The sequence below is a fragment of the Marivirga tractuosa genome (genome assembly GCF_042140215.1).
In the GTDB taxonomy this organism is placed as follows: domain Bacteria; phylum Bacteroidota; class Bacteroidia; order Cytophagales; family Cyclobacteriaceae; genus Marivirga; species Marivirga tractuosa_A.
In genome coordinates, this window is sequence record NZ_CP159478.1 from 2,561,765 (window position 1) to 2,588,697 (window position 26,933).

The following is a 26,933-nucleotide window of genomic DNA, read 5'->3' on the forward strand; positions in this document are numbered from 1 at the left end:
TTATTTAATAAATATCTTTCTAACGCCTATGAAAATAAGAATTAAAGTGGAGTAGGTAATAAAAAAAGGAATAATATAGTTTATCAATCCTAAAGAAAGCATTATAGCTATTAACATCAACTGAAATCCTAATCCATAAATTGATATCATAGTCATAAACCAATTAGGAAATTGGCGTATTTTATAGGCTTTAGTATCAAATTTATAGATGATCCAATCGAATGGGAAATATAGAATTTGGAATACTTTAAATAGAATATTTACTGTTCTTTGACTTTCAATCGGAAAAGCCATTGGAGGTTTCATTTCAAAAATTTTACTGGTAGTATCTCCACCAATGGAATTATGCCTTAAAATCACATAATAATAATTGTAAAGAGTGCCTTGAAGCTGTATGAAAAGAAAACAAATGATCCCTAGCCAAAAAGGACTAGAACTTTTATAGCTGATCACTAAGATAAAAATCAGATTTAATATACTATCAAAAATGGAGTCCAAATATCTACCTGAATAGGAGGGTCTCTCTTTAATTCTAGCCAATTCCCCATCCATAGCATCAACTATTGACTTTAAAATCAAGCCAAATCCAGCTAATAAATAATATTCATTTAGAATGAAGTAGGCAGATATTAATCCTATCATTCCAAATGCAATGGTTACTTGAATAGGAGTGATGGAGGTTCCTTTTATTAAATTGCTAAGGGCAATAGCTGGACCTCTTCCATAATCTGAAAAATCAAAGAATCTTTGTTCTTTATCTATTTTGGGCATTTATTATATATGATGCTATTCAAATTAAGTAGAATGGCTGGTTAATAAAATGTTATCTGATAATTAATAGTTAATTATCGCTTAATAACTTCCTCATTTTATTATTTGTTCAAAAGAAGTACCTTTTTAAAAGAATTTATCCTGATTATATCTTAAAAATACTACTCGAACGCTTTAAAAATTTTCATCATTTATGGATATATCATGCATATACTAAAATAATACAAATTTTAATTGGTGAATTAGCTTTAGGTCTTTACTTTGGAATGTGCAATTATTGAACATTAAATACTATTGGCAAAAAGGAGACTTTTTTGGAAGAGCTTCCTTATTATTTCGATATGCTGCTTATCTATTTAATGCTATATATCTTATTATATTCTTAGATCTTTATAATATTCCTTTGGACATATGGCATTATGTTTCATTTTTAATTGCTGCAATTTTACCTTATTTCGTTTTTTTTTATTATGTCCGACATAATAACGATAAAGGGATTGGAATCAGACAAAATATGATCGATTTCTTTGTGGTGGGCTGGTTTGTAGGCCTAATACAATTGCTTTATATCCCTAGTTTTATCTTCATTTTAGGTTTGATTAGTAACTATATTGCCTCAAGAGGATTTCATAAATTTTATAGAATATTATTTATACCTATTGGTTACTTATTCACTTTGCCAATCTACGGTTTTCAATATGAAACCAATATACCAGATGTAATGCTTCATTTGAGTTTAATTTATGCTTTCATTCATTTTATCTCAATTGCATATATTAGTTATAGATTCTCTAAAAATGTGCAGATAATAAACCAAAAGGTCATAAATCAACAAAAAGAGATTATAACACAATCTGAAGAATTACAAGCCTTAAATGAATCATTGAAATCATTAAATAACCATTTAGAAGATAAAGTGATGGAGCGGACCAATGAATTACAGCTTAAAAATGAAAAATTGGCTGAGTATACGTTCATAAATGGCCATCAATTAAGAGCTCCAGTTGCTACAATGCTGGGGTTATGTAATCTTTTGGATTACGCAGATGAACTAAGGGAGAAAGAGGAGATAATTAATAAGGTTAAGGATGAAGTGAAAATTTTGGATATAACTATAAAAGAAATTCGGTTAAAATTGGAAACTGATCAAACTATTAATGACAAAGTGAAAGAAGTAGAAACCGAACATTCACAATTTGAAAAATTAAAGTATAAAATTCAAAAGGCTTAAAATGTTCAGTTTCTTTCATAATAGCTTATATGCTCATTTCTACTATTTCTTTTGCCAATTCCGGGCCTACCTTTTGTTTTTCACCTAAACCTAACCATTTACGCTCCTTAAATCTATCAAAGACTGTTTGAGCTGTATTATGATGTTCAGAGGTATATTCAGATAATTTAGTATCAATTCCTAAAGACTGGAAAAAGGAAACGGTCATTTCTATGGCTTTCTCTGCAATCTCCGTGTCAGATTCGCCTGTTAATCCCCAAACTCTTTTACCATATTGAACAAGTTTATCCTTTTTGTCATCAAAAAGCTTTCTGTAGAGATTTGGCGCAATAATGGCAAGCGTTCTAGCATGGTCAATTCCATGTAATGCAGTTAACTCATGTGCAATCATATGGGTTGCCCAATCTGTTGGAACCCCTAACCGTAGAATACCATTTAAAGCCATTGTAGCTGACCACATAAAATTGGAAGCCGCTTTATAATCAGAAGGGTCTTCCATCACCTTAGGCCCAATCTCTATTAATGTTTGTAATATACCTTCCGCAATTCTGTCCTGCAATAACGCATCATGCTGATAAGTTAAATATTGCTCTAAAGTATGTGTATAAGCATCTACAACTCCATTTGCGATTTGTCTTTTAGGAAGAGATTGAATAACAGTAGGGTCACAAATAGAAAATACTGGAAAGTATTGAGGTTCACCGAATGTTCTTTTTTCTTGAGTGGAAGCTTTGGTTACTACAGCACCCGAATTCATTTCTGAACCAGTAGCCGGAAGAGTCAAAACCGTTCCAAATGGCAATACTCTTTCTTGCTTTCTAGATAATCCTTTGGCTACCAAATCCCATTCGTCTCCATCATAAAAGGCAGCAGCAGAAAGAAATTTACAACCATCAATTACTGATCCTCCACCCACTGCTAAAATGAAATCAATTTTTTCATCTCTTATGATTTTCACCGCTTTCATCAATGTTTCAAAATGCGGATTAGGTTCAATACCAGAAAATTCAGTTACTTTAAAATCTTTGCTGGCTGCGATAACTTGGTCGTAAATACCATTTTTTTTGATGCTTCCGCCACCATAAGCCAATAGAATATGGCTTCCAGCAGGAATATTATCCGTTAGCTTTTTAATTTCACCTTCTCCAAATATAATTTTTGTAGGATTCTTAAATTCAAATGATTTCATAGTTAATTTTTGTTTCAAAAACTAAACGCCATAGTAGATGAAGGGTTTTTAATTTTTTGATAAATAACAAATGTTTATATTTAAACTATTAAATCTATTTAAATGGAGTATTGAAAAAGTATAATGTCAATGTTCTGAAATAATTTATATAAATAAGCATGAATAAATCCTTAATTTTTATTTCCCTTCTTATTGCGGGTATTTCCTGCTCAGAACCTGAAAAACAAAACCATCTATCTGAAATTTATAAGTCCTTATCAGAGCAGAGGCATTTTTATTACAATGTGGAATATACTATCAATAAACCCGGAGTTGAATCTCATAATCCAAGCATTTACGGTTTTGTTGCATTAAATAGAAATTCAGACAGTGGAATTTCATCTGCATATTTTGGGCTAGAGGAAAACCAACTGCCAAACTATTTGCATTCCATATATTTGAAAAGCGATTGGATTTATGATTTATCAAGCAATAAATTTAGTTTAAATGATGCTGATTTAATTATTGATAGTTTACATAGCCCTATTCTAATTAACCCTGAATTATTGTTTGAAATTGAAGCAGATTCAGTTAAAATTAAGCAACAGAAGGTAAGTGAAGAAGATATAAAATTGACCTTTGATTTAAAGCAAAAACCCGATCAACTGGTATTGATGTGGAACGATGAGCTAAATAAAATAACATCTTTAGAATATAGATATGCTGTGAATTCTGAAAACACCTTTAGTAGGAAATGGTCTTTTGAATACTTAGCAAAATCGGAATATGATAAGACAAAAAGTAGGTTTAAATCTCAAAATCAAATAGCTCAACAACCGTTTTTGTAATATCCATCTAAATTTTTTGATGCTACATCTATTAAAATTGTATTCTGCAATTTTTTAATGTATTTTTCCTTTCATAAACTGAATCAATAATATGTTCACTGAAGCAGAAATAGCCGTAATCATTGACAATGAGGAGATTGATAAAATAGTAGAAAATCTTAAAAAAGAATTTCTTGAAAAAGAAGCTCCCTATTTTGAAATCAGTAACCATGATTTCTTATCCTTGATTTTATTAAGTCCTGTAGTGGGGAAGGCAATGGCTAACAATAATATTAGTTTTAGAGAAGAAATGTCATTGCAAAAGAAAGCGAGAAAATTATCAAAAGGTGGTTTCTTCTTATCAAAAGATCCAGTAGCGGATTGTATGAAATTCTTAATTAAGAAATTTGATCAATGGGAAGATGAATTTTACAAATCAATTAAGAGTATTTTTCATATACTTTTTGAAGAAGAAACATTAGGGAAAGCCAATAATACAGCCGTTCCTTATCAAATTAGAATAATGGAAGCGCCTTATATTTTGGTTCGATTTATTTCATCTTTATTTTTGGAAAGGGAAGAAGATATCTTGAGTCCTGGGAAAATAAGAAATATTGAATTTGAAAAAATCAAATCCATAGGAGAAAAAACTGGCTTGTCTGATTTAAATTTATTTAACGAATTTATTGAAGCTTTTGAGGTTAAATAAATGTTTTAACTCGCTTTAGCATAATTTTTGTATTTTTGTGCTACTAAAATGATCAATCGTTGGGGAGAAGCCAATTTAATATAAAATCATCATTCTACATCATTCTATTTTTGGGCTGTTTTGCTAGCATGCCTTCAATGGGACAGGTATTTAATCCTTGGGGGCCTCCTCCAAATGATAAGGATATTGATGCTAATTTTTTCCGTAAAATAGCAAATCATTTTTCCGCTGAGGTTGCAATAGGCTATGGATCTACCCGATACAGGCAAAATCTTGATGATTATCAAATTTATAGTAATGACTCAAGACTGTATTTACTTGCGGAAGACTCTATGGCTAATACAGTTGGAATTGGAAATTGGCTTAATAAACCATTCGTAACAGATACGCTGGATACAAATTCAGCAATTATGTATCAAAATAATTTAAATGAATCAGATCAAAATAGAAGTTATGTAATTGATAGCCTTGAAAAAAGGTTAGTAGGAGGTGGGAATGCAATTCCTATTCATTTAAAAATTCATTTCAATTATGATAGGTACAGATTGGGAGCTGGGGCCACTTTTGAGATCAATTCTAAAGCAAATTTAAAATTAAAAGGCTTCCCAAATTTTATTGCAAATTATGAATCTGATTTTTCAAGATTTTTCACTCGAAAGTATTATCTAACGGCTGGAGTCCGCTATTATGATTTTTGGGATTTTTCTTATTTTGCTGATATTGAGTATGGTAGCTTTCGTATTTCCGAAAGTGCCTTTCCAGGAGAAAGTGTTTCAACAAGTAACTATTGGAATGTAAGCTTGCCTATAGAAAAGAATTTTTCAGAATATTTCCGATTGGTTTTGCGCCCTTCTGTAGATTTGAAATCAATCAATACTTTAATGCCTACGGGTCAATCCATAAAGACTAATATGTGGAATTTACAATTTCAAGTTGGAGTAAGAGTAAGTTTCCCGCTTTTTAAGAAATGTCCAATTAGTAATTGCGAGGCACAAAAAGAACATCGTCATGTAGACAAAAAATATAGAGGGCAACCCATTTATAAGTGGCAAAACCCGAAAGTTGGTGAGAATGATCCTTACAATCTTAATGAAAAAAGAGAAGCATTTCCGTTTTTAAAACGTAAATGAAATGATTATTTTTGTCACCGCTTAATAAAATTCTTTAAATTGCACTTTATTTATTTTTAGATAGTAAACAAATCTATGGCTGAAGGAGAAAATGAGAAAATCATCCCAATTAATATAGAGGATGAAATGAGAGGCGCCTACATTGATTATTCAATGTCGGTTATAGTTTCTAGGGCTTTGCCTGACGTTAGGGATGGCTTAAAACCCGTACACAGAAGAATACTTTTTGGAATGCAAGAATTGGGTCTTGCTCACAATAGACCCTATAAAAAATCAGCCAGAATTGTTGGTGAGGTACTGGGTAAGTATCACCCGCATGGTGATTCAGCAGTATATGATTCCATGGTGCGGATGGCTCAGCCATGGTCACTTCGCTATCAAATGGTAGATGGTCAAGGTAATTTCGGTTCTGTGGATGGTGATTCTCCCGCAGCTATGCGATATACTGAAGCCAGATTGAAAAGAATTGCCGAAGAGATGTTGACTGATATCAACAAAAATACGGTTGATTTTCAGTTTAACTTCGATGATTCATTAAAAGAACCAACAGTGTTACCTGCTAAAGTGCCTAATTTATTATTGAATGGTGCTTCAGGTATTGCAGTTGGTATGGCCACCAATATGGCTCCTCATAATTTAACGGAGGTGGTAAATGGTATCAAAGCTTATATCGACAATAATGATATTACAGTAGCAGAATTAATGGAGCACATAACTGCTCCTGATTTTCCTACAGGTGCCGCTATATATGGATATCAAGGTGTGAAAGCAGCTTTTGAAACCGGTAGAGGTAGAATAGTAATGCGTGCAAAAGCCGAAATTGAGGTTCTGAAATCAGGTAGGGAGAGAATTATCGTAACTGAAATTCCATATTTGGTTAATAAAGCCAATATGATTGAAAAGACTGCGGCTTTTGTAAATGAAAAGAAAATTGAGGGTATTTCTGACATAAGAGATGAGTCAGATAGAAATGGCTTAAGAATCGTATATGAAATTCGTAAAGATGCAATTCCAAATGTAGTCTTAAATAACCTTTACAAACATACACAACTTCAAACTTCATTTAGTGTAAACAATGTAGCCCTTGTAAAAGGTAGACCTGAAACACTGAATTTAAAGGATATGATTAAACATTATGTCAATCACAGACATGATGTTATTGTCAGAAGAACGAAGTATGAATTAGAAGAAGCTCAAAAAAGAGCTCATATCTTGGAAGGTTATTTAATTGCCTTAGATAATCTTGATGAAGTAATTAAGTTAATTCGTGAATCTAGAGATCCTGAAATTGCCAGAAATGGATTAATGGAGAAATTTAAATTATCTGAAATTCAAGCGAAAGCTATTTTGGATATGAGACTTCAGCGATTGACTGGACTTGAAAGAGAGAAAATTATTTCAGAATATGAAGAGATTAAAAAGCTCATTGAGTATTTAGAATCTATTTTAGCTGATGAAGAGCTGAGAATGAAGATCATCAAGGATGAAATGCAGGAAATCCAGGACAGGTATGGTGATGAAAGAAGAACTGAAATCATCCATAGTGCTGAAGAATTCACTGATGAAGATATGATTCCTAATGAAGATGTAGTAATTACACTTTCTCATCAAGGATATATTAAAAGGACTTTATTAAATGAATATAAAACCCAAGGCAGGGGTGGAGTTGGTTCTAAAGGTGCTGGAAGTAAAGACGATGACTTTACAGAATTACTATTTGTAGCCAAGACGCATAATTACTTATTAATCTTCACTGAATTAGGTAAAGTATATTGGATTAAAGTTTACAGATTACCGGAAGGCTCCAAAACTTCAAAAGGTAGAGCGATCCAGAACTTGATCAATATTGAATCAGAAGATTCTGTAAGGGCTGTTATTAATGTTGAAAATCTAGATGATGCGGATTATATCAACAATAATTTCTTAGTGATGTGTACGCAAAAAGGTACCATTAAGAAAACTACTTTAGAAGCCTATTCAAGACCAAGAGCTAATGGTATCAATGCCATCTCCATTAATGAAGGGGATAGATTATTGAATGTTAAATTAACTAACGGAGATAATAACATTATCATTGCGGCAAGATCAGGTAGAGCTATTCGATTCCATGAAAGCAATGTGAGGCCAATGGGTAGAACAGCAGCTGGTGTTAGAGGTATTACCTTAAAAGATGAAAAGGATATAGTCGTTGAAATGGTAGCCATTACCAGAGAAAATGCCAATTTATTGGTTGTTTCTGAGAAAGGTTACGGAAAGCGTTCTGACATAGAGGATTATAGAATTACTAAAAGAGGTGGTAAAGGGGTTAAAACATTGAATGTAACCGAAAAAACTGGTGAATTAGTAGCTATTAAAGAAGTAATCGATTCAGATGACTTGATGATTATCAATAAATCAGGTATAACCATAAGGATGGCAGTAGAAAGTCTTCGAGTAATGGGAAGAGCTACTCAAGGTGTAAGGTTGATAAAAGTTAATGAGAATGATAGTATTTCTTCAGTAGAGAAAGTTGAGAAAATTGATGAAATAGATGAGGTTGATGAAGAAGAAAATGTTGAAAACCCGGAAAAACCTGAGGAAAACAACGAAAATGAATCATAATTAAGTGAAATTAGTATAATAGGTTAATAATTGTTTAAACAAAATATGATAAAAATGAAAAGACTTGCATTATTTTTCGCCTTTTTCTTAGTAATAGGGCAAGCGTTTGCGCAGAATTCTAATGTTCGTAAAGCAGAAAGAGCTTTAGAAAATGGCGATTTAAAAGAAGCAAAAGAGCTTATCAATGAGGCTGTTGAGCATGAAAAGACCATGGATGATCCAAAAACTTGGTACACCAGAGGAACAATTTATCAAGCAATCCTGAATGAAGAAGGGTATTCTGAGGAAATGGTTAAAAAAGCTTCTGAAAGCTATGATAAAGTATTTGAGATGGTTGATGAGGGTGATAAATATTTCATGCTGACTGACTTAAAAGTTCAAGAATTATGGGGCGGTTATATAAATGAAGGTTCTGAAGCTTACTCTGCACAAAAATTTGAAGATGCAGTAATTGCATTTGAAAAGGCTTTAATGGTTATTCCAGATGATACAACCGCAACTTTATATGCTGGTGTTGCCTCTCAGCAACTAAAGAATAATCAAGACGCATTGAAGTATTACTACAGATTACTTGATCTTGATTATTATTCTGAAGATATCTATGGAAGTATTATTTCTATTGAAAGATATGCTAATGAAGATATAGAAAAAGCATTAGAGGTTACTAGAATGGCAAAAGAAAAGTTTCCTGATAATGATACTTTTGAAAAGCAAGAAATTAATTTATTAATTAATTCAGGCCAGGTTGACGTAGCTAAGGATAGGATTAATGATGCTATTGAGAAAGATCCAGAAAACGCCAATCTCTATTTCAATCTAGGCTATTTATATGAGCAATTAGAGGAGCCTGAGAAGGCTGAAAAAGCTTATCTAAAAGCTATTGAGATTGATCCGGAATATTTAGATGCTAATTTCAACTATGCAGTTTATTACTACAACAAAGCGGCAGATTTACTAGCCAAGGCTAGAGATATGGACTTGCAAACTTATAAAAAAGAAGGTAAAAAAATAGAAGAAGAAGCAATAGTATATCTTAAAAAATCTAAGCCTTATTTTGAAAAAGCTTTAGAAATAGCTCCAGAGGAGTTAGCTGTGATTGAAACGCTTCAAACGGTTTATGCACAATTGGGAGAGAAAGAGAAATCTCAAGAAATGATGAAGAAAGCTCAAGAATTGGGTGCAGACAAGAGTGATGCTGAATCTAACGATTAAAAAACTCAAGTAACATATTTTTCAAAAAAAGGTTATCTAAACAGATAGCCTTTTTTTGTGCTTAATTTTTTTAAAATAATAGTTAGATAGTATGAAGAGTGAAAATATAAATATTGAAAAAGCTACTTTTGGAGCGGGATGTTTTTGGTGTATTGATGCTGTACTTAGAAAGCTAAAAGGAGTTGAAAGTGTTGAGTCTGGCTTTGCAGGCGGTCACATTAAAAACCCAGCCTACAGAGAGGTTGTTCAAGGTAGAACAGGTCATGCAGAAGTAGCCCAGATTTCATTTAACCCTGAAGTAATTTCATATAAACAATTATTGGAGATATTCTGGCAAGTTCATGATCCTACCACTTTAAACAGACAGGGAGCTGATGTTGGTGAGCATTATAGATCTATCATTTTGACGCATAGTGATGAACAGCTGCAAATAGCCAATGAAATGAAGGAACAATTAAATGATTCTGGGATATTTGATGATCCTATTGTAACTGAAATAAAAGGATTCGAAGCTTTTTACCCTGCTGAAGAAGTTCATCAAGATTTTTATAACAGAAATGAAGGAATGCCATATTGTACTTTTGTTATTAAACCCAAAATTGATAAAATCAAGAGATTATTTGCTGACGATTTAAAGTGATTTGTTCTGTTAAAACCCTATAGTCAACTGGCCATCCTCTCCAATTTTTTCTTCAATTTCAAAATTTGACAGTGAACAACCTACCAATCTAACAGATTGAGATAGTTCAAAGGATTCCATCAGGCTTTTTAAACCTTGATCAAAAAGATTAGCTGATTCAATAGCTTCTTCAAAGGTTTTGCTTCTTGTAATTTGCTTAAAATCATCAAATTTAACTTTCAAAGTGATGGTATGTGCATTTGCATCACTTTGTTTATATCTTTTCCAACACTTTTCTGCAATGGGTTGTAGAGCATCCCAAATTTCAGATTTTGTTTTCAAACTTTCGTTAAAAGTATTTTCAGCCCCTACAGATTTTCTAATTCTGTTAGGGTTTACTTTTCTAAAATCTTCACCGCGACTAACGGAATAGAAGTAGCGTCCCTGTTTGCCAAAATGTTTTACTAATTCTTTTATACTTTTTTCTCGTAATTCAGCTCCAGTATTGATGTTTAAGGAATGCATCTTTTCAGCGGTCTTCTTACCAACGCCAAAGAATTTTTCAATTGGCAGTTCTTCAATAAAAGGAACTACCTGATGAGGTTTAATGATGAAAATGCCATCTGGTTTTCGGTAATCAGAAGCTATTTTAGCTAAAAATTTATTAATGGATACACCAGCAGAAGCAGTTAAGCCAATTTCATCTTTAATTGCTTTTTTGATTTCCAAGGCAATATCAGTAGCCGTTGAAATTCCCATTTTATTCTCTGTAACATCTAAATAGGCCTCATCTAAGGAAAGCGGCTCTACTAAGTCAGTATATCTAAAGAAAATTTCTCGAATCTGATGACTCAATTCTCTGTACCTTTCAAAGCGAGGCTTTACAAAAATCAAATCCTTACACTTTGAAGCAGCTATTTTGGAAGGCATTGCAGAATGAACCCCAAACTTCCTCGCTTCGTAACTTGCTGCAGCCACAACGCCTCTTTGCCTGTTTCCGCCTACGGCAAGAGGTTTTCCTTTTAGCTCAGGGAAATCCATTTGCTCAACTGATGCATAAAAAGCATCCATATCCACATGAATTATTTTACGTTCTCTTTCCTTTTCCAAAGCTTGTCCGCTTAAAGTTTTCTAGTGCCGTTTATCCTTTTGTGTTAGCTAAATAATGAAATAAAACGGATATTATTTCTCATAAAATAAATCAATTCATTTTTAATAATAACCAAATGAAGAGAAGAGAGTTTTTACAACTAGCAGGAATGGGAGTAGGAGGTGCATTATTAACCGTGCCTTTAATAGGAAATGCGGTCGATATGGACAGACTTCTAGAAAACCCAATAGATGTCTTAGAGAAAAAAAGATTAGCTGATGTTGGCTTAAATGCAGCTAAAGCTAACGGAGCAACATATGCTGATGTCCGAATCGGTAGATACCTCAATCAATATATTTTCACTAGAGAAGATAAACTTCAAAATGCAGTTAATACTGAATCTTTTGGAGTAGGTGTAAGGGTAATAGCAAATGGCACCTGGGGTTTTGCTTCAACTTTAGATGTTAGCGATGCAGGAATTCAAAAAGCTGCTGAAACCGCAACCGCCATTGCAAAAGCAAATGGTAAAATTCAAACAGAGCCAGTTCAATTAGCTCCGGTACAGTCTTATGGTGAAGTTAGTTGGAAAACACCACTTGAAAAAAATGCTGTAGCAGTTCCACTGAAAGAAAAAGTTGATTTGCTTTTATCAGCAAATGCTGAAGCTATCAATAATGGAGCTAATTATGTAAACAGCGCATTGTTCATGATCAATGAGCAAAAATATTTTGCCAGCACTGAAGGTTCTTATATTGATCAAGATGTTCATAGAATATGGCCAAACTTTAACGTAACTGCTATTGATCCTGATAGTGGAAAATATAAATCCAGACAAGCACTAAGTTCTCCTATGGGAATGGGATTTGAATATATGGATCCAAGAGCTTCCAGCAAAAAAGAAGGGCCAGGAGGCACTATGCACTATTTCGACCGATATGATATGATAGAAGATGCAGGTTTAGCTGGAAAACAAACCAGAGAGATGCTAAAAGCAGATTCTATTAAAGCGGGCAAATATGACTTAGTATTAGATCCAAATCACTTAGGCTTAACCATACATGAAAGTATTGGTCATGCAACTGAATTAGATAGAGTTTTAGGATATGAGGCAAATTATGCTGGAACTAGTTTTGCTACCTTAGATAAATGGAAAAGCAAAGACTTCAAATACGGAAGTGATATTGTAAATGTATTTGCTGATAAAACACAGCAAGGATCATTAGGCGCTGTAGGATATGATGATGAAGGTGTTAAGACCAAACGATGGGATTTAATAAAAGATGGAGTTTTAGTGAATTATCAAGCTATTAGAGACCAAGCTCACATCATTAATGAGGATGAGTCTCACGGATGTTGCTATTCTCAAAGCTGGAACGATGTTCAATTCCAAAGAATGCCAAATGTATCATTAGAACCTGGAAAAGAACAATATAGTCCAGATGATATGATTAAGGATGTAGAAAAAGGAATTTATATAGTGGGTAGAGGTTCATACTCAATAGACCAGCAACGTTATAATTTCCAATTTGGTGGTACTTTATTTTTCGAAATTGAAAACGGCAAAATTAAAGGACCTGTGAATGATGTGGCATATCAATCCAATACTCAGGAGTTTTGGAATTCATGCTCAAAAATTTGTGATGAAAGGGATTATAAAACTTTCGGCTCTTTCTTTGACGGAAAGGGACAGCCATCACAAATCAGTGCAGTTTCTCATGGTAGTGCTACTACTCGTTTCGATGGAGTTAATGTTATCAATACTGCAAGGAATATTTAATTCTAATTCAATGGTTTTCGACTATAAAAGGTCTGAAATCTATTAGTCTAAAATCTAAAATCATTAAAAATGGCAATATTATCAAAAGAAGAAGCAAAGCAAATATTAGAAAAAGTAATCAGCTTTTCTACCGCTGATAGCTTGGAAGCAAGCCTTTCGGGTAGTGGAAGGGGCAATATTCGTTATGCTAGAAATTCAGTTTCCACCAGTGGCTTTAATGATGACATTAGCTTAGGTGTTACTGCAAATTTCGGAAAAAAATCAGCGTCATCTACCATTAATGAATTCGATGATGAATCATTAAAAAAGGTAGTAAATAGAGCAGAAGAGTTAGCTAAATTAGCTCCTGAGAATCCTGAATTTATGGAGCCTTTAGGGCCACAAGAATATAAGGAATCAAAAACCTACTTTCAGAGTACTGCAGATATTAGTCCAGAATATAGAGCTGAGGTTGCTAAAAATAGCATTGGCCCTGCAAAGAATAAGGATGTTACTGCTGCGGGATATCTGGAGGACTCAACAGGCTTCTCAAGTATAATGAATTCCAAAGGACTATTCGCTTATTCACAAGAATCCGAATTGGAATTTACCGTGACCATGAGAACGAATGATGGTACTGGGTCTGGTTGGGTTACTAGAGATTATAACGATGTAAATCAGTTTAATGCTGAAGAAGCTTCATCCATTGCACTGGAAAAAGCTATCAAAAGTCGTGAAGCTAAAGCAATTGAACCTGGAAAATATACGGTTATCTTAGAGCCTGCAGCAGGAGCACAGCTTTTAGGCAATATGCTTTATAATATGGGCGCACGTCAAGCGGATGAGGGAAGAAGTTTTCTATCCAAAAAAGGCGGTGGTACTAAAATTGGTGAAAAGATAGTCGATGAGAGAGTTAATATTTATTCTGATCCTTTCAACGAATTAGTTCCAGCCAATGGATGGTCAGGAGATGGCTTAGCAAGAGAACGAACAAGTTGGATTGAAAATGGAGTGGTGAAAAACATGTCCTATGGAAGATATTGGGCACAGAAACAGGGAGTTGAACCTGTTCCTGAACCTGCGAACGGCATTATGGTAGGAGGAGATGCCACTACTGAAGAGTTAATTAAAAGTACTAAGAGAGGGATACTGGTTACGCGTCTATGGTATATTAGAGCAGTAGATCCACAGACTTTGCTTTATACGGGTTTAACTCGTGACGGTACTTTTTATATTGAAAATGGAAAAATAAAGCATCCTATTAAGAATATGCGTTTTAATGAAAGCCCCATAATTATGTTAAATAATTTGGAGGAATTAGGACAACAGCAAAGGATAAATGGGAACTTAATTCCAGTAATGAAAATCCGTGACTTTACATTTACGAGTTTGTCAGATGCAGTCTAATATTTAAATATTATTTCAAGTTAAAGCTTTGATAATTTCAAAGCTTTTTTTTTGCATTTTTATTTATCCTTTGGACTCTATTAAATTATATATTGTCAAATATTTAAATTTAATATTAAAATAGTTTAACTTACTAATGTATTTGAATTTTATTAATGAACTATCAACCTTTTAAATTTCTAAGGAATAAAACACGAATAATAGCTATTACTGTTAGTCTAGTAATGGCTATAATCTTTTCCATTACCATTTTAATAAGTTATCAATATTTTAAAAAGCAAAAATTTCAGCAACTGCAATCAGAATTAAATCTGGTAACAGAAAATATAAGAAAGATTATGAACAATAGTAATCTTGCAGCATTTTCTCTAGGCTTAACTATTGATCCAGTAAAAGATACTGTAGTTAATTTTGAGATAATGGCAAAAGAAATTGCTGAACGCTATCCTTATATCTACGGGCTTCAAATCCTAAGAAAAGGAGAGATTCAATATGTTTATCCATATGATGTACATCAATCAGTCATTGGTTTTGATATTTTAGAAAATGAATTATCAAATGAAGAAGCCCAAAAGGCAATTGATACTAGAGAGATTTATTATGCAGGACCATTAGAATTCCAGCAAGGGGGGATGGGTATTATTGGCAGACTACCTATTTTTTATAAAACAAAATTTTGGGGGTTCTCTGCAGTATTAATTAAAATGGAAGACTTTCTTGAAACCTCAGGAATTACGAACTCCAATAACAAAAATATAAGCTTTCAATTATCGAAAACAAACCCAAATACAGGCAAAAAAGAATATTTTACTAATAGTAATGTAAATAGTAGATTATCACTAGATTACACTTTTGAAAAGGCTGGATGGAAAATAATAGCTATTTTTCATCAAGATCCAATCGTTTATGTAATACTTACTCTTTTCATCTTTTTGGCAATCGCATCTTCTTTTGGAAGTGGTCTTTTTGCTTACCAATTATTAAAAAAACCGGAAGAGTTGGAGTCTCTTTTATCAGAAAAAACTAATCAAATAAAAGAGAATAATGAATATCTATCTTCAATGGTTCAGGCAATTCCTGATTTGATTTTTGTATATGATAAGGATGCCAGATACCTTGATTTTCATGCCTATCAGTTATCACTTTTATATTATCAGCCCAAAGAATTTATTGGAAAATCAACTTATGAATTATTTGATGAAGAATTTGCAAAAAATATTCATAATGCTGTTAAAATAGCTTTAGAGTCTAAAATGATAACAGAGTATTCTTATTATTTAGATTTTAAGGAAGGGAGAAAATATTTTGAGTCAAGATATATGGCCATTAATACCGAAAAGGTTTTAGCTGTAGTTCGAGAGGTAACCGAAAGTAAAGTGAATGAAGAAAAGCTTGCAAAAAGTGAGCAAAAATATAAAAGTTTAGTATCTCAGGCCTCAGATGCCATTTTCTTGGCTGATAAAAATGGAGTTTTATTAGAGTTAAATGAAATTGGTCATGAAATGTCTGAAATACCATTCGATCAAGACGAAAAATTTAATCTTAATCATCTCATTAAATTTGAAGATAGTAACGAAGGAAATCTGATTGAGATGATAAATAAAAAAGGCACTATAATACAAGAAGGGATTCTTATATCTGTAAACAACAAAAGTATCCCCATTGAAATTAGTTGTAAAGTTACTGCTCAAAATCAGATTTTGGGAATCATAAGGGATATTTCAGTTCGAAAAAACTATACTAATTCTATTAAAGAGCAAAATGAAAAATTAAGAGAAATAGCTTGGATTCAAAGCCATGAAGTAAGGGCTCCATTAGCTAGACTTTTAGGATTATTAGATTTGGTGGATAATTATCAAAACATCAGTGAAGAAAGTAAAACTAGAGTTATTCAATCTCTTCGAGATAGTGCTTTGGAATTAGATATTATAATTCGCGATGTAGTGAGAAGAACCGAATTAGCTGAAAATACTATTTTATAAAGGTAATGTGCCTAATTTTTAGCTATTTATCCCTGCTATTCATTACCTTTGATACAAACTGCAAGGTTTAAAATTAATAAAAACAAAGAAATTGGAATTTAAAGAATTAAACTTTCATCCTACGCTTAGCGAAGGCTTGGAAATGATGGGCTTTTTGAAAGCCACCCCCATACAAACAGAAGCCATTCCTAAAATATTAGATGGCAAAGATTTAATAGCCTGCGCACAAACAGGCACAGGGAAAACAGCTGCCTTTGTGCTACCTGTTTTACATAAGATAGCAGTAGGTGGGGAAACAAAAGGAGTAAATACCTTAATTATCGCACCAACTCGTGAGCTTGTACAACAAATAGATCAACAAATTGAAGGTTTTTCTTATTTCACTAATGCCAGTAGTATTGCCATTTATGGTGGTGGAGACGGTGCTGCTTGGGAACAACAGAAAAAAGCCATTAGAGCAGGAGTAGATATACTTGTAGCGACCCCAGGTAGACTTATTGCCTTATTAAACTCAAATGAAACGCAATTGGATAATGTTCAGCATCTTGTTTTAGATGAAGCAGATAGAATGCTGGATATGGGTTTTCATGATGATATCATGAGGATTGTAAAACAATTACCAGAGAAAAGACAAACACTCTTATTTTCGGCTACTATGCCGCCCAAAATCAAAAAATTGGCAGGAGCTATTTTAAATAATCCTGAAGAAATCAGCTTGTCAATTTCTAAACCAGCTGCCGGGATCTCTCAAAAAGCATTTTTAGCTCATGATAATCAAAAAACGCCTTTATTAAAATTCATTTTAGGATCAGGAATTTATGAAACTGCAATTGTTTTTGCAGGTAAAAAAGATAAAGTAAAAACCTTAGAGCGTGAATTAAAAGATATTGGTATGTCGGTAAAGGCTTTTTCTAGTGATTTAGATCAAAAGGAAAGAGAAATTATCATGCGCGATTTTAGAGCAAAAAAGGTTCAGGTTTTGATTGGAACCGATATTATTTCTCGTGGTATAGATGTCGAAAACATCAGCTTAGTGGTGAACTATGATGTCCCTGGTGACCCGGAAGATTATGTCCATAGAATTGGTAGAACTGCTCGTGCAGCTACTAAAGGTGAAGCTATTACCTTCATCAATGAAATGGATATGGAGAAATTCAACCGCATTGAGGCCTTGATAGAAAAATCCATTATGAAAACTAATAGTCTACCCAATCAGATTGGCCAAGGTCCTGAATACGAAGAAAATGCGCGTAAAAGAAAGCCAGGTGGATTTAAGAAGAAAAAGTCTTTCAAAAGAAGAAATTAAAATTTCAGTAATATAAATCATGACATTTAAAGAATTAGGAATATCTGATAAACTGATCAAAGGTTTATCAGAATTGAATATACAGAGTCCGACCAAGATTCAAGAGTTAGTTATTGGTCATTTAATGCAGAATACTGGGGATTTGGTGGCTCAAGCACAAACTGGTACTGGTAAGACTGCTGCATTTGGATTACCTATTTTAGAGCGTATCAATCCTAAAGATGATAAAATACAAGCAGTAATTTTATCTCCTACAAGAGAATTAGCACAACAGATCAAACATCAGCTATTCAAATTCACCAAATACTCTGATAAAGTATTTATGGAGGTAGTATTTGGTGGGGAGAAAATAGAGAAGCAAATTCAAAACTTAAAGCGGCCTACTCAGATATTAGTGGCTACCCCAGGCAGGCTTAATGATTTAATTAGAAGAAAAGCGGTAGATATACGTGATGCAAAATTGATGGTATTGGATGAAGCGGATGAGATGTTAAGCATGGGTTTCAAGAAGGATTTGGAATTCATTTTGAACACCATGAAGCATAAAAAGGATATCTGGTTGTTTTCAGCTACCATACCGACTGATATCAAATACATTATTAAGCAATATTTAAATCCAAAAGCAAAGCAAATACAAGCTTCAGGAAATGAATTGGTGAATGAGAAAATTATGCATCAATACGTTCCATGTGATGCTGATGAGAAAATGATGGTGCTGGATTATTTTCTAAAAACTCAGAAAAAGGAGAGGGGTATTATTTTCTGCAATACAAAAAATTCAGCCAGAGCGCTACACGAACAATTGAATGCAAGAAAAATCTCAACTGGAATTTTGGAAGGCGATATGCACCAAAAAGATCGAGACAAGGAAATGCGTGCATTTAAAAGTAAAAAAATTGATATACTAATTGCAACTGATGTTGCAGCAAGAGGAATAGATGTTGCTAATTTGGCGTTTGTGGTTCATTTTGAAATTCCTAAGCAAGTGGATTATTATATCCACAGAAGCGGAAGAACTGCCAGAGCTGGAAAAACAGGAATAAGTATGGCTTTGTGTACAAAAAATGAAGTCACACAAATCAAAAAAATCCAACAAGAGTTAGGTATAAAAATAAAGTCTGTTCCTTTTGGTTGATCTTGTATCGGTCTAACGATTTGGTTAATTTTTAGTACTAATTTGTTATTACTGGAAAGATAGTTTATATGAAACATGGCATTTGTTCAATAACCGTCTGACCGATAAACTAGGTTAATGGGTTTCTTTTCGGTCTGACGGTTTGGTTCTTAGGCTTATTAATTAGGATGTTAATCTTAAAAGTTGATTATAAAGTTATAGTAGGCTTTTCGATTACCGTCCGACCGATATTCTTATAGATGACTCTTTAGCGATTTGACGGATCGAACCGTCAAACCGCTTTGCTTAAGATATGTCGGGCATTTTAATGTCAGTACATTTGTTGGCTAAGATATATTAGTTAGGTTCATTGATGAGATTAGTCTGTGTCTGACATTGTAGATTGAAAAAAAGGCTAATGGTTAAAAAGATTAATGTCCGACATTTGCAATGTCGGACATAAGCACGGATTTCACATTGTATAATTAAAAAATGAAAAATTTTATTCTATTCATATTTATAATTGGCTTCCTCTCATGTTCCACTGAAGAGCAAAGACAAGAAAGTTTGATTCAAAAGGGATATCAGTCACTGGATAAAGGCCAAACAAAACAGGCTCTAAATTATTTTCAAAGTGCTATTGATATCAATAATGAGAATCCATCTGCATGGAATGGCTTAGGGGTAACTCATTATCAAAACGGCCATCCCTATGAAGCTATCCAGGCTTTTGGAAAAGCTTTGCAATATAAAGAAGATTATACTCGGGCTTATTACAACAGAAGTAATGCATTTTACCAAACAGGAGAATACTATAGAGCACTAGATGACTTAGAACCAGTTCTAGAAACCTATCAAGATTCTGCTTTTGCTCATTTAGCGAAAGGTTTGGCATTGGTTGGCTTAAAAAATTATGAAGAAGCGGAAGAGTCATTTTTAACTGCATTAGAACTTGATTCAGCTAATGCAGAAATTCAAACCAACCTTGCAGCAGCAGCTTATTACCAAAAAGAATATGAAACCTCTTTAAAATATTTAGATGACGCCCTTAAGCTAGATCCTCAAGAGGCAAATGCATGGAATTTATTAGCATTGGTTCAATCTGAGAAAGATGATTTTGAAGAGGCGTTAGAATCAGTGAATAAAGCAATAGCATTACAAGCTGGGCAGCCTTACTTCTTAAACAATAGAGGGTATATTTATACATTTTTGGGTGAATATGATAAAGCTTATGCTGATTTAAGAAAGAGTATAGTCTCAGATGAAAAAAATCCATTTGTCTATAGAAATTTAGGCATTTTAGCGCTTAAAAAAGGCGATTATAAAGAAGCCATAAGACAATTAGAAAATGCCCTTGAAAAGAAAAGTGACTTAAGTTCTACACATTATTATTTAGGAGAGGCCTTCCGATTAAATAACCAAATGCAAGAAGCTTGTGATGCATTTCAAAAATCTGTTGAAATAGAGGATCCAGAAGGTATGGCAGCATTTAAGAAATACTGTAATGATTAATATTCAAAACCGTTAATCCTTCGGAATAAAACAATAAATTCCTTACTTTTGCCCAAAATTTATCCATTAAGATATGTTCGATAATCTCAGTTATAAATTAGACCGCGCTTTTAAAACCCTGAAAGGTCAGGGACAAATCACTGAAGTAAACGTAGCTACTACAGTAAAAGAAATCAGAAGAGCATTAGTTGATGCCGATGTGAATTTCAAAGTAGCTAAAGAAGTTACAGACAGAATCAAAGAAGAAGCTCTAGGTAGAGATGTTTTAATCTCTGTTTCTCCTGGTCAGCTTTTGGTGAAAATAACTCAGGAAGAGTTAGCCAAAATGATGGGAGAGAAGCAAGAGGATATCTCTATTGAAGGATCTCCTGCTACTATATTAATTTCTGGTTTGCAAGGTTCTGGTAAAACAACTTTCTCAGGGAAATTAGCAAATCGACTTAAAAAACAAGGCAAGCAGGTCTTATTAGCTGCTTGTGATATTTATAGACCTGCCGCAATAGACCAATTAAAGGTTTTAGGGGAGCAAATAGGCGTTGAAGTATATGCTGAGCCTGATAATAAAGATGCTGTTAAAATCGCTAATAATGCTATTAAATATGCCAAAGACAATGGTAAAAGTGTAGTTATAGTTGATACTGCAGGTCGTTTGGCTGTGGATGAAACCATGATGAAAGAGATTTCAAGCTTGAAGAAAGAGTTGAAACCATCTGAAACATTATTTGTAGTGGATTCCATGACGGGTCAGGATGCGGTTAATACTGCAAAGACCTTTAATGAGCAGTTAGATTTTGATGGGGTAGTCTTAACCAAGTTAGATGGTGACACTCGTGGTGGTGCTGCTTTGTCCATTAGAAACGTAGTAGAAAAGCCGATCAAGTTTGTCAGTAGCGGTGAGAAAATGGATGCCATAGACCTTTTCTATCCTGATAGGATGGCGCAAAGGATTCTAGGTATGGGAGATGTGGTTTCCTTAGTGGAGAAGGCTCAGGAAACATTTGACCAGGAAGAAACCAACCGACTGTCTAAAAAAATTCGCAAAAATCAATTTGATTTTGAAGATTTCCTCTCTCAATTGCAACAGATAAAGAAAATGGGGAATGTTAAAGACCTATTGGGAATGTTACCAGGCATGGGGAAACAAATTAAAGATTTGGATATAGATGATGATGCTTTTAAGCCTGTAGAAGCTATTATTCGTTCTATGACAATAGACGAAAGAACCAATCCTGAATTAATGAATGCCAGCAGGAAGCAAAGAATTGCGACTGGTAGCGGCACTTCAGTTCAAGAAATCAATAATTTACTTAAGCAGTTTAAAGACATGCGTAAGATGATGAAAACAATGAACAAAATGAGCGGTAGTAAAAGAGGTTTAGCTGGTTTTAACCCATTTGGGAAATAATTATGCATTAGTTTTCTATTTATTACATTGAATTAATAATCTTTTTTAATTGGCCTGATATTACAATTATTGTAGTATCAGGCTTTTTTTTGTTTAGAATTTTGTAATAAGCTAATTTTCAATAGAATAGCCTATAATCGCACGGTTACTTATTGTTTAGTTAATTATTATTAGTCGAAAAGTTTACAACTTTATATAACCATTTCTTGTTTTTAAGGATATTATTTTATTAAATTGACACTTGAATTAAATTAATATAAAACACTGATAATTAAAGTGTTTTGTTTAAAATTAAAATCTATTAAACTTTTTATCATTAATAGCATTATATTTAGACTGTACTTGTGAAAAACTATTTCAGCTATTTTACTTTTCTTACACTATTAGGCCTCTTGCTTATATTGATTGTTCAGTCAGCTGAAGGATCAATTGATCAATCCTCTGTATTAGGTTCTGATGCAAATATGATAGGCTATTTATTTGTTAATACGACCTCAAACCTTACCAATGCCATTCAGTCAATTTCTTTATTTTTATTAAGTTTTGGAATAGTAGGAATCGCTTTTAGTTTCATCAATTTGGGTTCAAAAAGAATAAAGCGGCATAATGATTATTTAGAAACGCTTGTAAAAGATAGAACCAGAACACTAGAGGAAAAACATAATCAGTTAAAAGCTCAAAATGAAGATTATAGAGAGGCTCTTTCATTAATTCAAGACCAAAAAGAAGAGATTGAAACAGCTCAACAGGATTTATTGCATAAAAATAAAGATTTAACTGAAGCTTTTGAGGAAATACAATCTCAAAATGAGCTATTAGACCATGAAAGAGCTAAACTTGAACAGGCCAAAAGGATCATTCAAGCTCAGAACACAAAATTAATGGGGATTGCTCGTAATTTGGATCAACAGGTTCAGGATAGAACCAAAGAATTATCAAGATCAAATAACCTATTATTAGAGAAAAATAAGGAATTGGATGAGTTTATTTATAAGTCAGCCCATGATTTACGAGGTCCAATTGCTCGATTTAAAGGTTTGAGCCAGCTTATTCAAATGGAGTATGATCAAAACAATGATATTAGTGATCATTTAGAACATTTAAATCATTCGGCTAATCACATGGATAACATGTTGAAAAGACTTAGTAATGTCTATGAAATAAGTGCCAGACCAATAAATCCCCAAAAAATTGAAATTTCATTAATTTTAGATACCGTCTTTGATAGATTAAAAGGAGAGGAAAATCTAGATTCCGTTTCAATAGAAGTTAATAACCTTATCGATAAACCAATTCAAATTGACCCAAGTCTATTACATTTAATTTTAAAGAATTTAATTGGAAATGCAGTACGTTTTCAGGATCCTTTAAAATTAAATAAGTGGGTTAAAGTAAATATTGAAATAATTGATAAGTATTTGGTTATCAGTGTAAAAGATAATGGTATCGGAATTAAGAAAGAACAAAAAGATAGCATATTTGAGCTTTTTTATGTTGGCTCAGAGCTTCCTAAAGGGCCTGGTTTAGGGCTTTACATCTGTAAAATAATCACCAATAAGTTAAATGGAGATATTAATCTCAACTATTCAGAAATAGAAAAAGAAACTGAATTTAAAGCTTCAATTCCAATCAAGTCTTAACTTGTTTTCCCAAAATCATTAAATTGGTTAATTCATTTGAATTAAGACTAAAACAAATTGATATGATAGCCCTCTTTAAGCACCTGATGATATTTAGTTTTATCAAATTTATAAACTATAGGTGCACGATTGTTTGAACCCATTCTTTTTTCTTTTGTATCTATTAAAATATTCAGGCTTAGAATTTTCCTTCTGAAGTTTCTTCTATCTATCTTCTTTTGCAATATGGTTTCATACAAAGCTTGTAATTCAGGCATAGTAAATTTTTCGGGTAATAAATTTATACCAACAGGTTTTTGATATAAATCCTGCTTAAGTCTAACGTAAGCCCTCTTAATAATTTCCTCATGGTCTAACATCAGCTCAGGTAGTTCATCCAAGGAAACCCATTGGCATTTTTCAGAAAGAAAATCAGGTTCAGGTTTATTTACCTTTGAATATTCAACTAATGCATAATATCCTATAGATATAAATCTATTTTTAAACCATCCAAGCACATCTTTATCTAAAACATCATTTGTAATTAATTGCTCAATATGAGAAGTTTGAGACCTTTCTGGGTCAGTAAATACATGAAATTGTTGTTGGTATATTCCCTCCAAACCAGTTCTATCTTTTAGCACTTTATCAGCTGCTATTGTTGCGCTTTGATTAATCTTAATAAACCCACCTGGCAAAGCCCATAAATTCAAGTGTTTTAATTTTAACATTAAAACTTTCAACTGATTCTGATGAAATCCAAATACTACACAATCAACAGATACTGAGGGCACATAATCTGAAAAATCCATATAAACTGTTTTTAATCTTTAATAAAATTTCATACTATTGTGTAATAATGACACAATAGGATTTAAAATCATATGATAAACTCAAATTTATCATTATTATTTTATCCAGTAATCTAACATCATAACTATGGAGAAAAAATTGTTTAACATTAAGCCAAATCTGAGACCTTACAAGATATTAATTTTTGTATTGCTTAGCGGTATTGCATTTTCTTGTTCAACTCCAGAAGAGCAGAATGAGAAAGAGGAATTTAACATCTCTTCTGTGATTGAAAAAATGACTGTGGAAGAGAAAGCTCAATTAGTAGTAGGTACGGGTATGTATCTTCCATTGCCAGATTCTATAAAGGCCATGATACCAGAAGGCCTTAGAAAAGAATTGGACACCACCACTGCTTATGGTAAAATGGTGACTAAAATACGCCAATATTTGCCAGGTACTGCTGGTGTAACGGCTGAATTCCCAAAATATGGAATTACAAGTCAGACACTGGCTGACGGTCCCGCAGGATTAAGGATATCTCCTGTAAGAGAAGGGAAAGAAGGAACTTTTTATGCTACTGCTTTTCCAATTGCTACTGTTTTGGCATCTACCTGGGATACTGACTTAATTGAAAATGTTGGACAAGCCATGGGGGAGGAAGTTCTGGAATATGGTGCTGATATTATATTAGCTCCAGGTTTGAATCTGCAACGTGACCCACTTAATGGAAGAAACTTCGAATATTATTCTGAAGATCCACTGGTTACGGGTAAAATGGCATCTGCCATGATCAATGGAATTCAATCTAATGGAGTTGGGACTTCGATTAAACATTTTGCGGTTAACAATCAAGAAACCAATCGTTTATCTGTAAATACAATCTTAAGTGAACGAGCATTGCGTGAAATGTATTTAAAAGGTTTTGAGATAGCGGTTAAGGAAAGTCAACCCTGGACTGTCATGTCTTCATATAATAAAGTAAACGGACTATACACTTCAGAAGACCCTGAATTATTGACAACCATATTACGAGATGAATGGGGTTTTGATGGATATGTGATGACCGATTGGGGCGGAGGAAGTGATATTGTAGCCCAATTAAAAGCAGGAAATGATATGATTCAACCAGGTTCACCTGAGCAAATTCAGGCTGTTGTTAAGGCTGTTGAAAATGGAGAATTGGAGGAGAGTATTTTGGACATCAATGTTGAAAGAATATTATCAGTTATGGTAAAAACTCCTCGTTTCAGGGGTTATGAGAATTCAAACAAACCTGATTTAGAGGCTCATGCTGCAATAACACGCCAAGCTGCTACAGATGGTATGATCCTACTTGAAAATAAGAATAATACGCTTCCATTTGAATCTTCTGTTAAAAATATAGCAGCATTTGGAGCTAACTCTTATGATTTTATATCAGGTGGTACAGGAAGTGGAGATGTTAATGAAGCCTATACAATTTCATTAATTGAGGGCTTGCAAAAAGCTGATTATCAGATTAATGAAGAATTAAAGGAAATCTATGATAATTATATCAAAAAGACACGAGCAAATCAGCCACCACCAGAAAATTTCTTAACAGCACTATTGGGAGGAAAACAACCCATTCCAGAAATGGAATTAGATGAATCAATCGCTAAAGAAATGGCTTCTAAGTCAGATATTGCTTTGATTACTATAGGCAGAAATGCTGGTGAAGGAGATGACAGAAAAGCGGAAGCTGGAGATTTCTATTTGAATGATAAAGAAAAATCAATGATTGAAATGGTTACTAAAGCTTTTCATGCCGAAGGTAAAAAAGCAGTTGTAATTTTAAATATTGCAGGTGTAATAGAAACGGCTAGCTGGAAAAATATTCCGGATGCTGTGTTATGCTCATGGTTACCCGGACAAGAAGCTGGAAATTCGGTGATAGATGTTTTAAGCGGAAAAGTAAATCCATCAGGAAAATTAGCTATTACATTTCCAACTACTTATGAAGACGCTTCTACAGCTAAGAACTTTCCTGGAAGTAGTGTAAAAGGCGAAACGGATGATAAAGAAGATGAATCAGGATTTTCTTTTATGAAAAGAGTGCCTTGGGAAGTGATTTATGAGGAAGATATATATGTTGGTTATCGATATTACCAGACTTTTGATGTGCCTGTTTCCTATGAATTCGGTTATGGAAAATCATATACTTCATTTGAGTATAGTAACTTAACTTTAAATACTGATTCCTTTATAGATCAACTGGAAATTACCGTTAACATCAAGAATGCTGGACAGCTTGCGGGTAAAGAAGTAGTTCAAATTTATGTGAAAGCTCCTTCCGATCAATTGGAGAAACCAGAATCGCAATTAATTGCTTTTGGAAAAACTTCATTATTGGAACCTCAAGCTAGCGAAAAATTGAGCTTTACAATAGCTGCAAAAGACCTTGCATCCTTTGATGAAACAAATTCAAGATGGTTGGTAGAAAGTGGGGAATATACCATCAGAATTGGTGCCTCTTCTCAAGATATTAAATTGACTGATGAATTTTCTGTGAAAGAAGATATTACAGTCGAAAATGTGAATAAAGTAATGACTCCGAATAGGGCCATGGAATTGCTAAGACAATAGTTAGTTTAGTTTTATAGATTGGTTTTAAGGCAGTAACTCTTTTAGGGTACTGCCTTTTTTATGGCCTTGATATAA

The 26,933-nt window shown here is 33.3% G+C and carries 20 protein-coding genes; 16 read left to right on the forward strand and 4 right to left on the reverse strand.

Annotated elements, in window-relative coordinates; all coding sequences use genetic code 11:
- Positions 1-771 carry a CDP-alcohol phosphatidyltransferase family protein gene (locus ABWH96_RS11555; protein WP_375577684.1) on the reverse strand — a complete coding sequence of 257 codons (771 nt, stop codon included), beginning with the start codon at positions 769-771 and terminating at the stop codon, positions 1-3.
- Positions 772-1,048: 277 nt separating this feature from the next.
- Here ABWH96_RS11555 and ABWH96_RS11560 point away from each other — a divergent pair, with 277 nt between their 5' ends.
- The gene (locus ABWH96_RS11560; protein ID WP_375577685.1) at positions 1,049-2,002 is read left to right on the forward strand and encodes a hypothetical protein; all 954 of its coding nucleotides are present in this window, start codon (positions 1,049-1,051) and stop codon (positions 2,000-2,002) included.
- Positions 2,003-2,027: 25 nt separating this feature from the next.
- Here ABWH96_RS11560 and ABWH96_RS11565 read toward each other — a convergent pair whose 3' ends face one another.
- Positions 2,028-3,191, reverse strand: coding sequence for an iron-containing alcohol dehydrogenase (locus ABWH96_RS11565; RefSeq protein ID WP_375577686.1), 1,164 nt, complete (start codon positions 3,189-3,191; stop codon positions 2,028-2,030).
- 158 nt (positions 3,192-3,349) lie between these two features.
- Here ABWH96_RS11565 and ABWH96_RS11570 point away from each other — a divergent pair, with 158 nt between their 5' ends.
- The 6 genes from ABWH96_RS11570 (at position 3,350) to msrA (ending at position 10,289) form a co-directional block, all read left to right on the forward strand.
- Positions 3,350-4,018, forward strand: coding sequence for a hypothetical protein (locus ABWH96_RS11570; RefSeq protein ID WP_375577687.1), 669 nt, complete (start codon positions 3,350-3,352; stop codon positions 4,016-4,018).
- Positions 4,019-4,109: 91 nt separating this feature from the next.
- The gene (locus tag ABWH96_RS11575) at positions 4,110-4,706 is read left to right on the forward strand and encodes a hypothetical protein (RefSeq protein WP_375577688.1); all 597 of its coding nucleotides are present in this window, start codon (positions 4,110-4,112) and stop codon (positions 4,704-4,706) included.
- Positions 4,707-4,765: 59 nt separating this feature from the next.
- Positions 4,766-5,836 carry a hypothetical protein gene (locus ABWH96_RS11580; protein WP_375577689.1) on the forward strand — a complete coding sequence of 357 codons (1,071 nt, stop codon included), beginning with the start codon at positions 4,766-4,768 and terminating at the stop codon, positions 5,834-5,836.
- Between the two features lie 75 nt (positions 5,837-5,911).
- Positions 5,912-8,437, forward strand: coding sequence for a DNA gyrase subunit A (gene gyrA, locus ABWH96_RS11585; protein WP_375577690.1), 2,526 nt, complete (start codon positions 5,912-5,914; stop codon positions 8,435-8,437).
- 54 nt (positions 8,438-8,491) lie between these two features.
- Entirely contained in the window at positions 8,492-9,649 is a 1,158-nt protein-coding gene (locus ABWH96_RS11590; protein ID WP_375577691.1) for a tetratricopeptide repeat protein, read from the forward strand.
- A gap of 91 nt (positions 9,650-9,740) precedes the next feature.
- Positions 9,741-10,289, forward strand: coding sequence for a peptide-methionine (S)-S-oxide reductase MsrA (msrA, locus tag ABWH96_RS11595; RefSeq protein ID WP_375577692.1), 549 nt, complete (start codon positions 9,741-9,743; stop codon positions 10,287-10,289).
- A 9-nt stretch (positions 10,290-10,298) separates the two neighbouring features.
- On the opposite strand, the gene dinB is transcribed toward msrA, so the two are convergent.
- A complete protein-coding gene (gene dinB, locus ABWH96_RS11600; RefSeq protein ID WP_375577693.1) occupies positions 10,299-11,378 on the reverse strand; it encodes a DNA polymerase IV in 1,080 nt (359 codons plus the stop codon).
- Positions 11,379-11,494: 116 nt separating this feature from the next.
- Between dinB and ABWH96_RS11605 the strand changes: the two genes are divergently transcribed.
- The 8 genes from ABWH96_RS11605 (at position 11,495) to ABWH96_RS11640 (ending at position 23,480) form a co-directional block, all read left to right on the forward strand.
- A complete protein-coding gene (locus ABWH96_RS11605) occupies positions 11,495-13,135 on the forward strand; it encodes a TldD/PmbA family protein (RefSeq protein WP_375577694.1) in 1,641 nt (546 codons plus the stop codon).
- A 69-nt stretch (positions 13,136-13,204) separates the two neighbouring features.
- On the forward strand, positions 13,205-14,521 hold the full coding sequence (locus tag ABWH96_RS11610; RefSeq protein WP_375577695.1) for a TldD/PmbA family protein: 1,317 nt from the start codon (positions 13,205-13,207) through the stop codon (positions 14,519-14,521).
- Between the two features lie 155 nt (positions 14,522-14,676).
- Positions 14,677-16,503, forward strand: coding sequence for a CHASE domain-containing protein (locus ABWH96_RS11615; protein WP_375577696.1), 1,827 nt, complete (start codon positions 14,677-14,679; stop codon positions 16,501-16,503).
- Between the two features lie 91 nt (positions 16,504-16,594).
- Positions 16,595-17,809, forward strand: a complete 1,215-nt coding sequence (locus ABWH96_RS11620) for a DEAD/DEAH box helicase (RefSeq protein WP_375577697.1) — start codon at positions 16,595-16,597, stop codon at positions 17,807-17,809.
- A 19-nt stretch (positions 17,810-17,828) separates the two neighbouring features.
- The gene (locus tag ABWH96_RS11625) at positions 17,829-18,944 is read left to right on the forward strand and encodes a DEAD/DEAH box helicase (RefSeq protein ID WP_375577698.1); all 1,116 of its coding nucleotides are present in this window, start codon (positions 17,829-17,831) and stop codon (positions 18,942-18,944) included.
- Positions 18,945-19,415: 471 nt separating this feature from the next.
- On the forward strand, positions 19,416-20,435 hold the full coding sequence (locus tag ABWH96_RS11630) for a tetratricopeptide repeat protein (protein WP_375577699.1): 1,020 nt from the start codon (positions 19,416-19,418) through the stop codon (positions 20,433-20,435).
- A gap of 73 nt (positions 20,436-20,508) precedes the next feature.
- Positions 20,509-21,840 (forward strand): signal recognition particle protein, encoded by a 1,332-nt coding sequence (gene ffh / locus ABWH96_RS11635; protein WP_375577700.1) that lies wholly within the window; start codon positions 20,509-20,511, stop codon positions 21,838-21,840.
- A gap of 344 nt (positions 21,841-22,184) precedes the next feature.
- A complete protein-coding gene (locus tag ABWH96_RS11640) occupies positions 22,185-23,480 on the forward strand; it encodes an ATP-binding protein (RefSeq protein ID WP_375577701.1) in 1,296 nt (431 codons plus the stop codon).
- 47 nt (positions 23,481-23,527) lie between these two features.
- Here ABWH96_RS11640 and ABWH96_RS11645 read toward each other — a convergent pair whose 3' ends face one another.
- Positions 23,528-24,271 carry an NUDIX domain-containing protein gene (locus tag ABWH96_RS11645; protein ID WP_375577702.1) on the reverse strand — a complete coding sequence of 248 codons (744 nt, stop codon included), beginning with the start codon at positions 24,269-24,271 and terminating at the stop codon, positions 23,528-23,530.
- A gap of 127 nt (positions 24,272-24,398) precedes the next feature.
- On the opposite strand from ABWH96_RS11645, the gene ABWH96_RS11650 reads away from it, so the two are divergent.
- A complete protein-coding gene (locus tag ABWH96_RS11650) occupies positions 24,399-26,858 on the forward strand; it encodes a glycoside hydrolase family 3 N-terminal domain-containing protein (RefSeq protein WP_375577703.1) in 2,460 nt (819 codons plus the stop codon).
- Positions 26,859-26,933 lie beyond the last annotated feature (75 nt).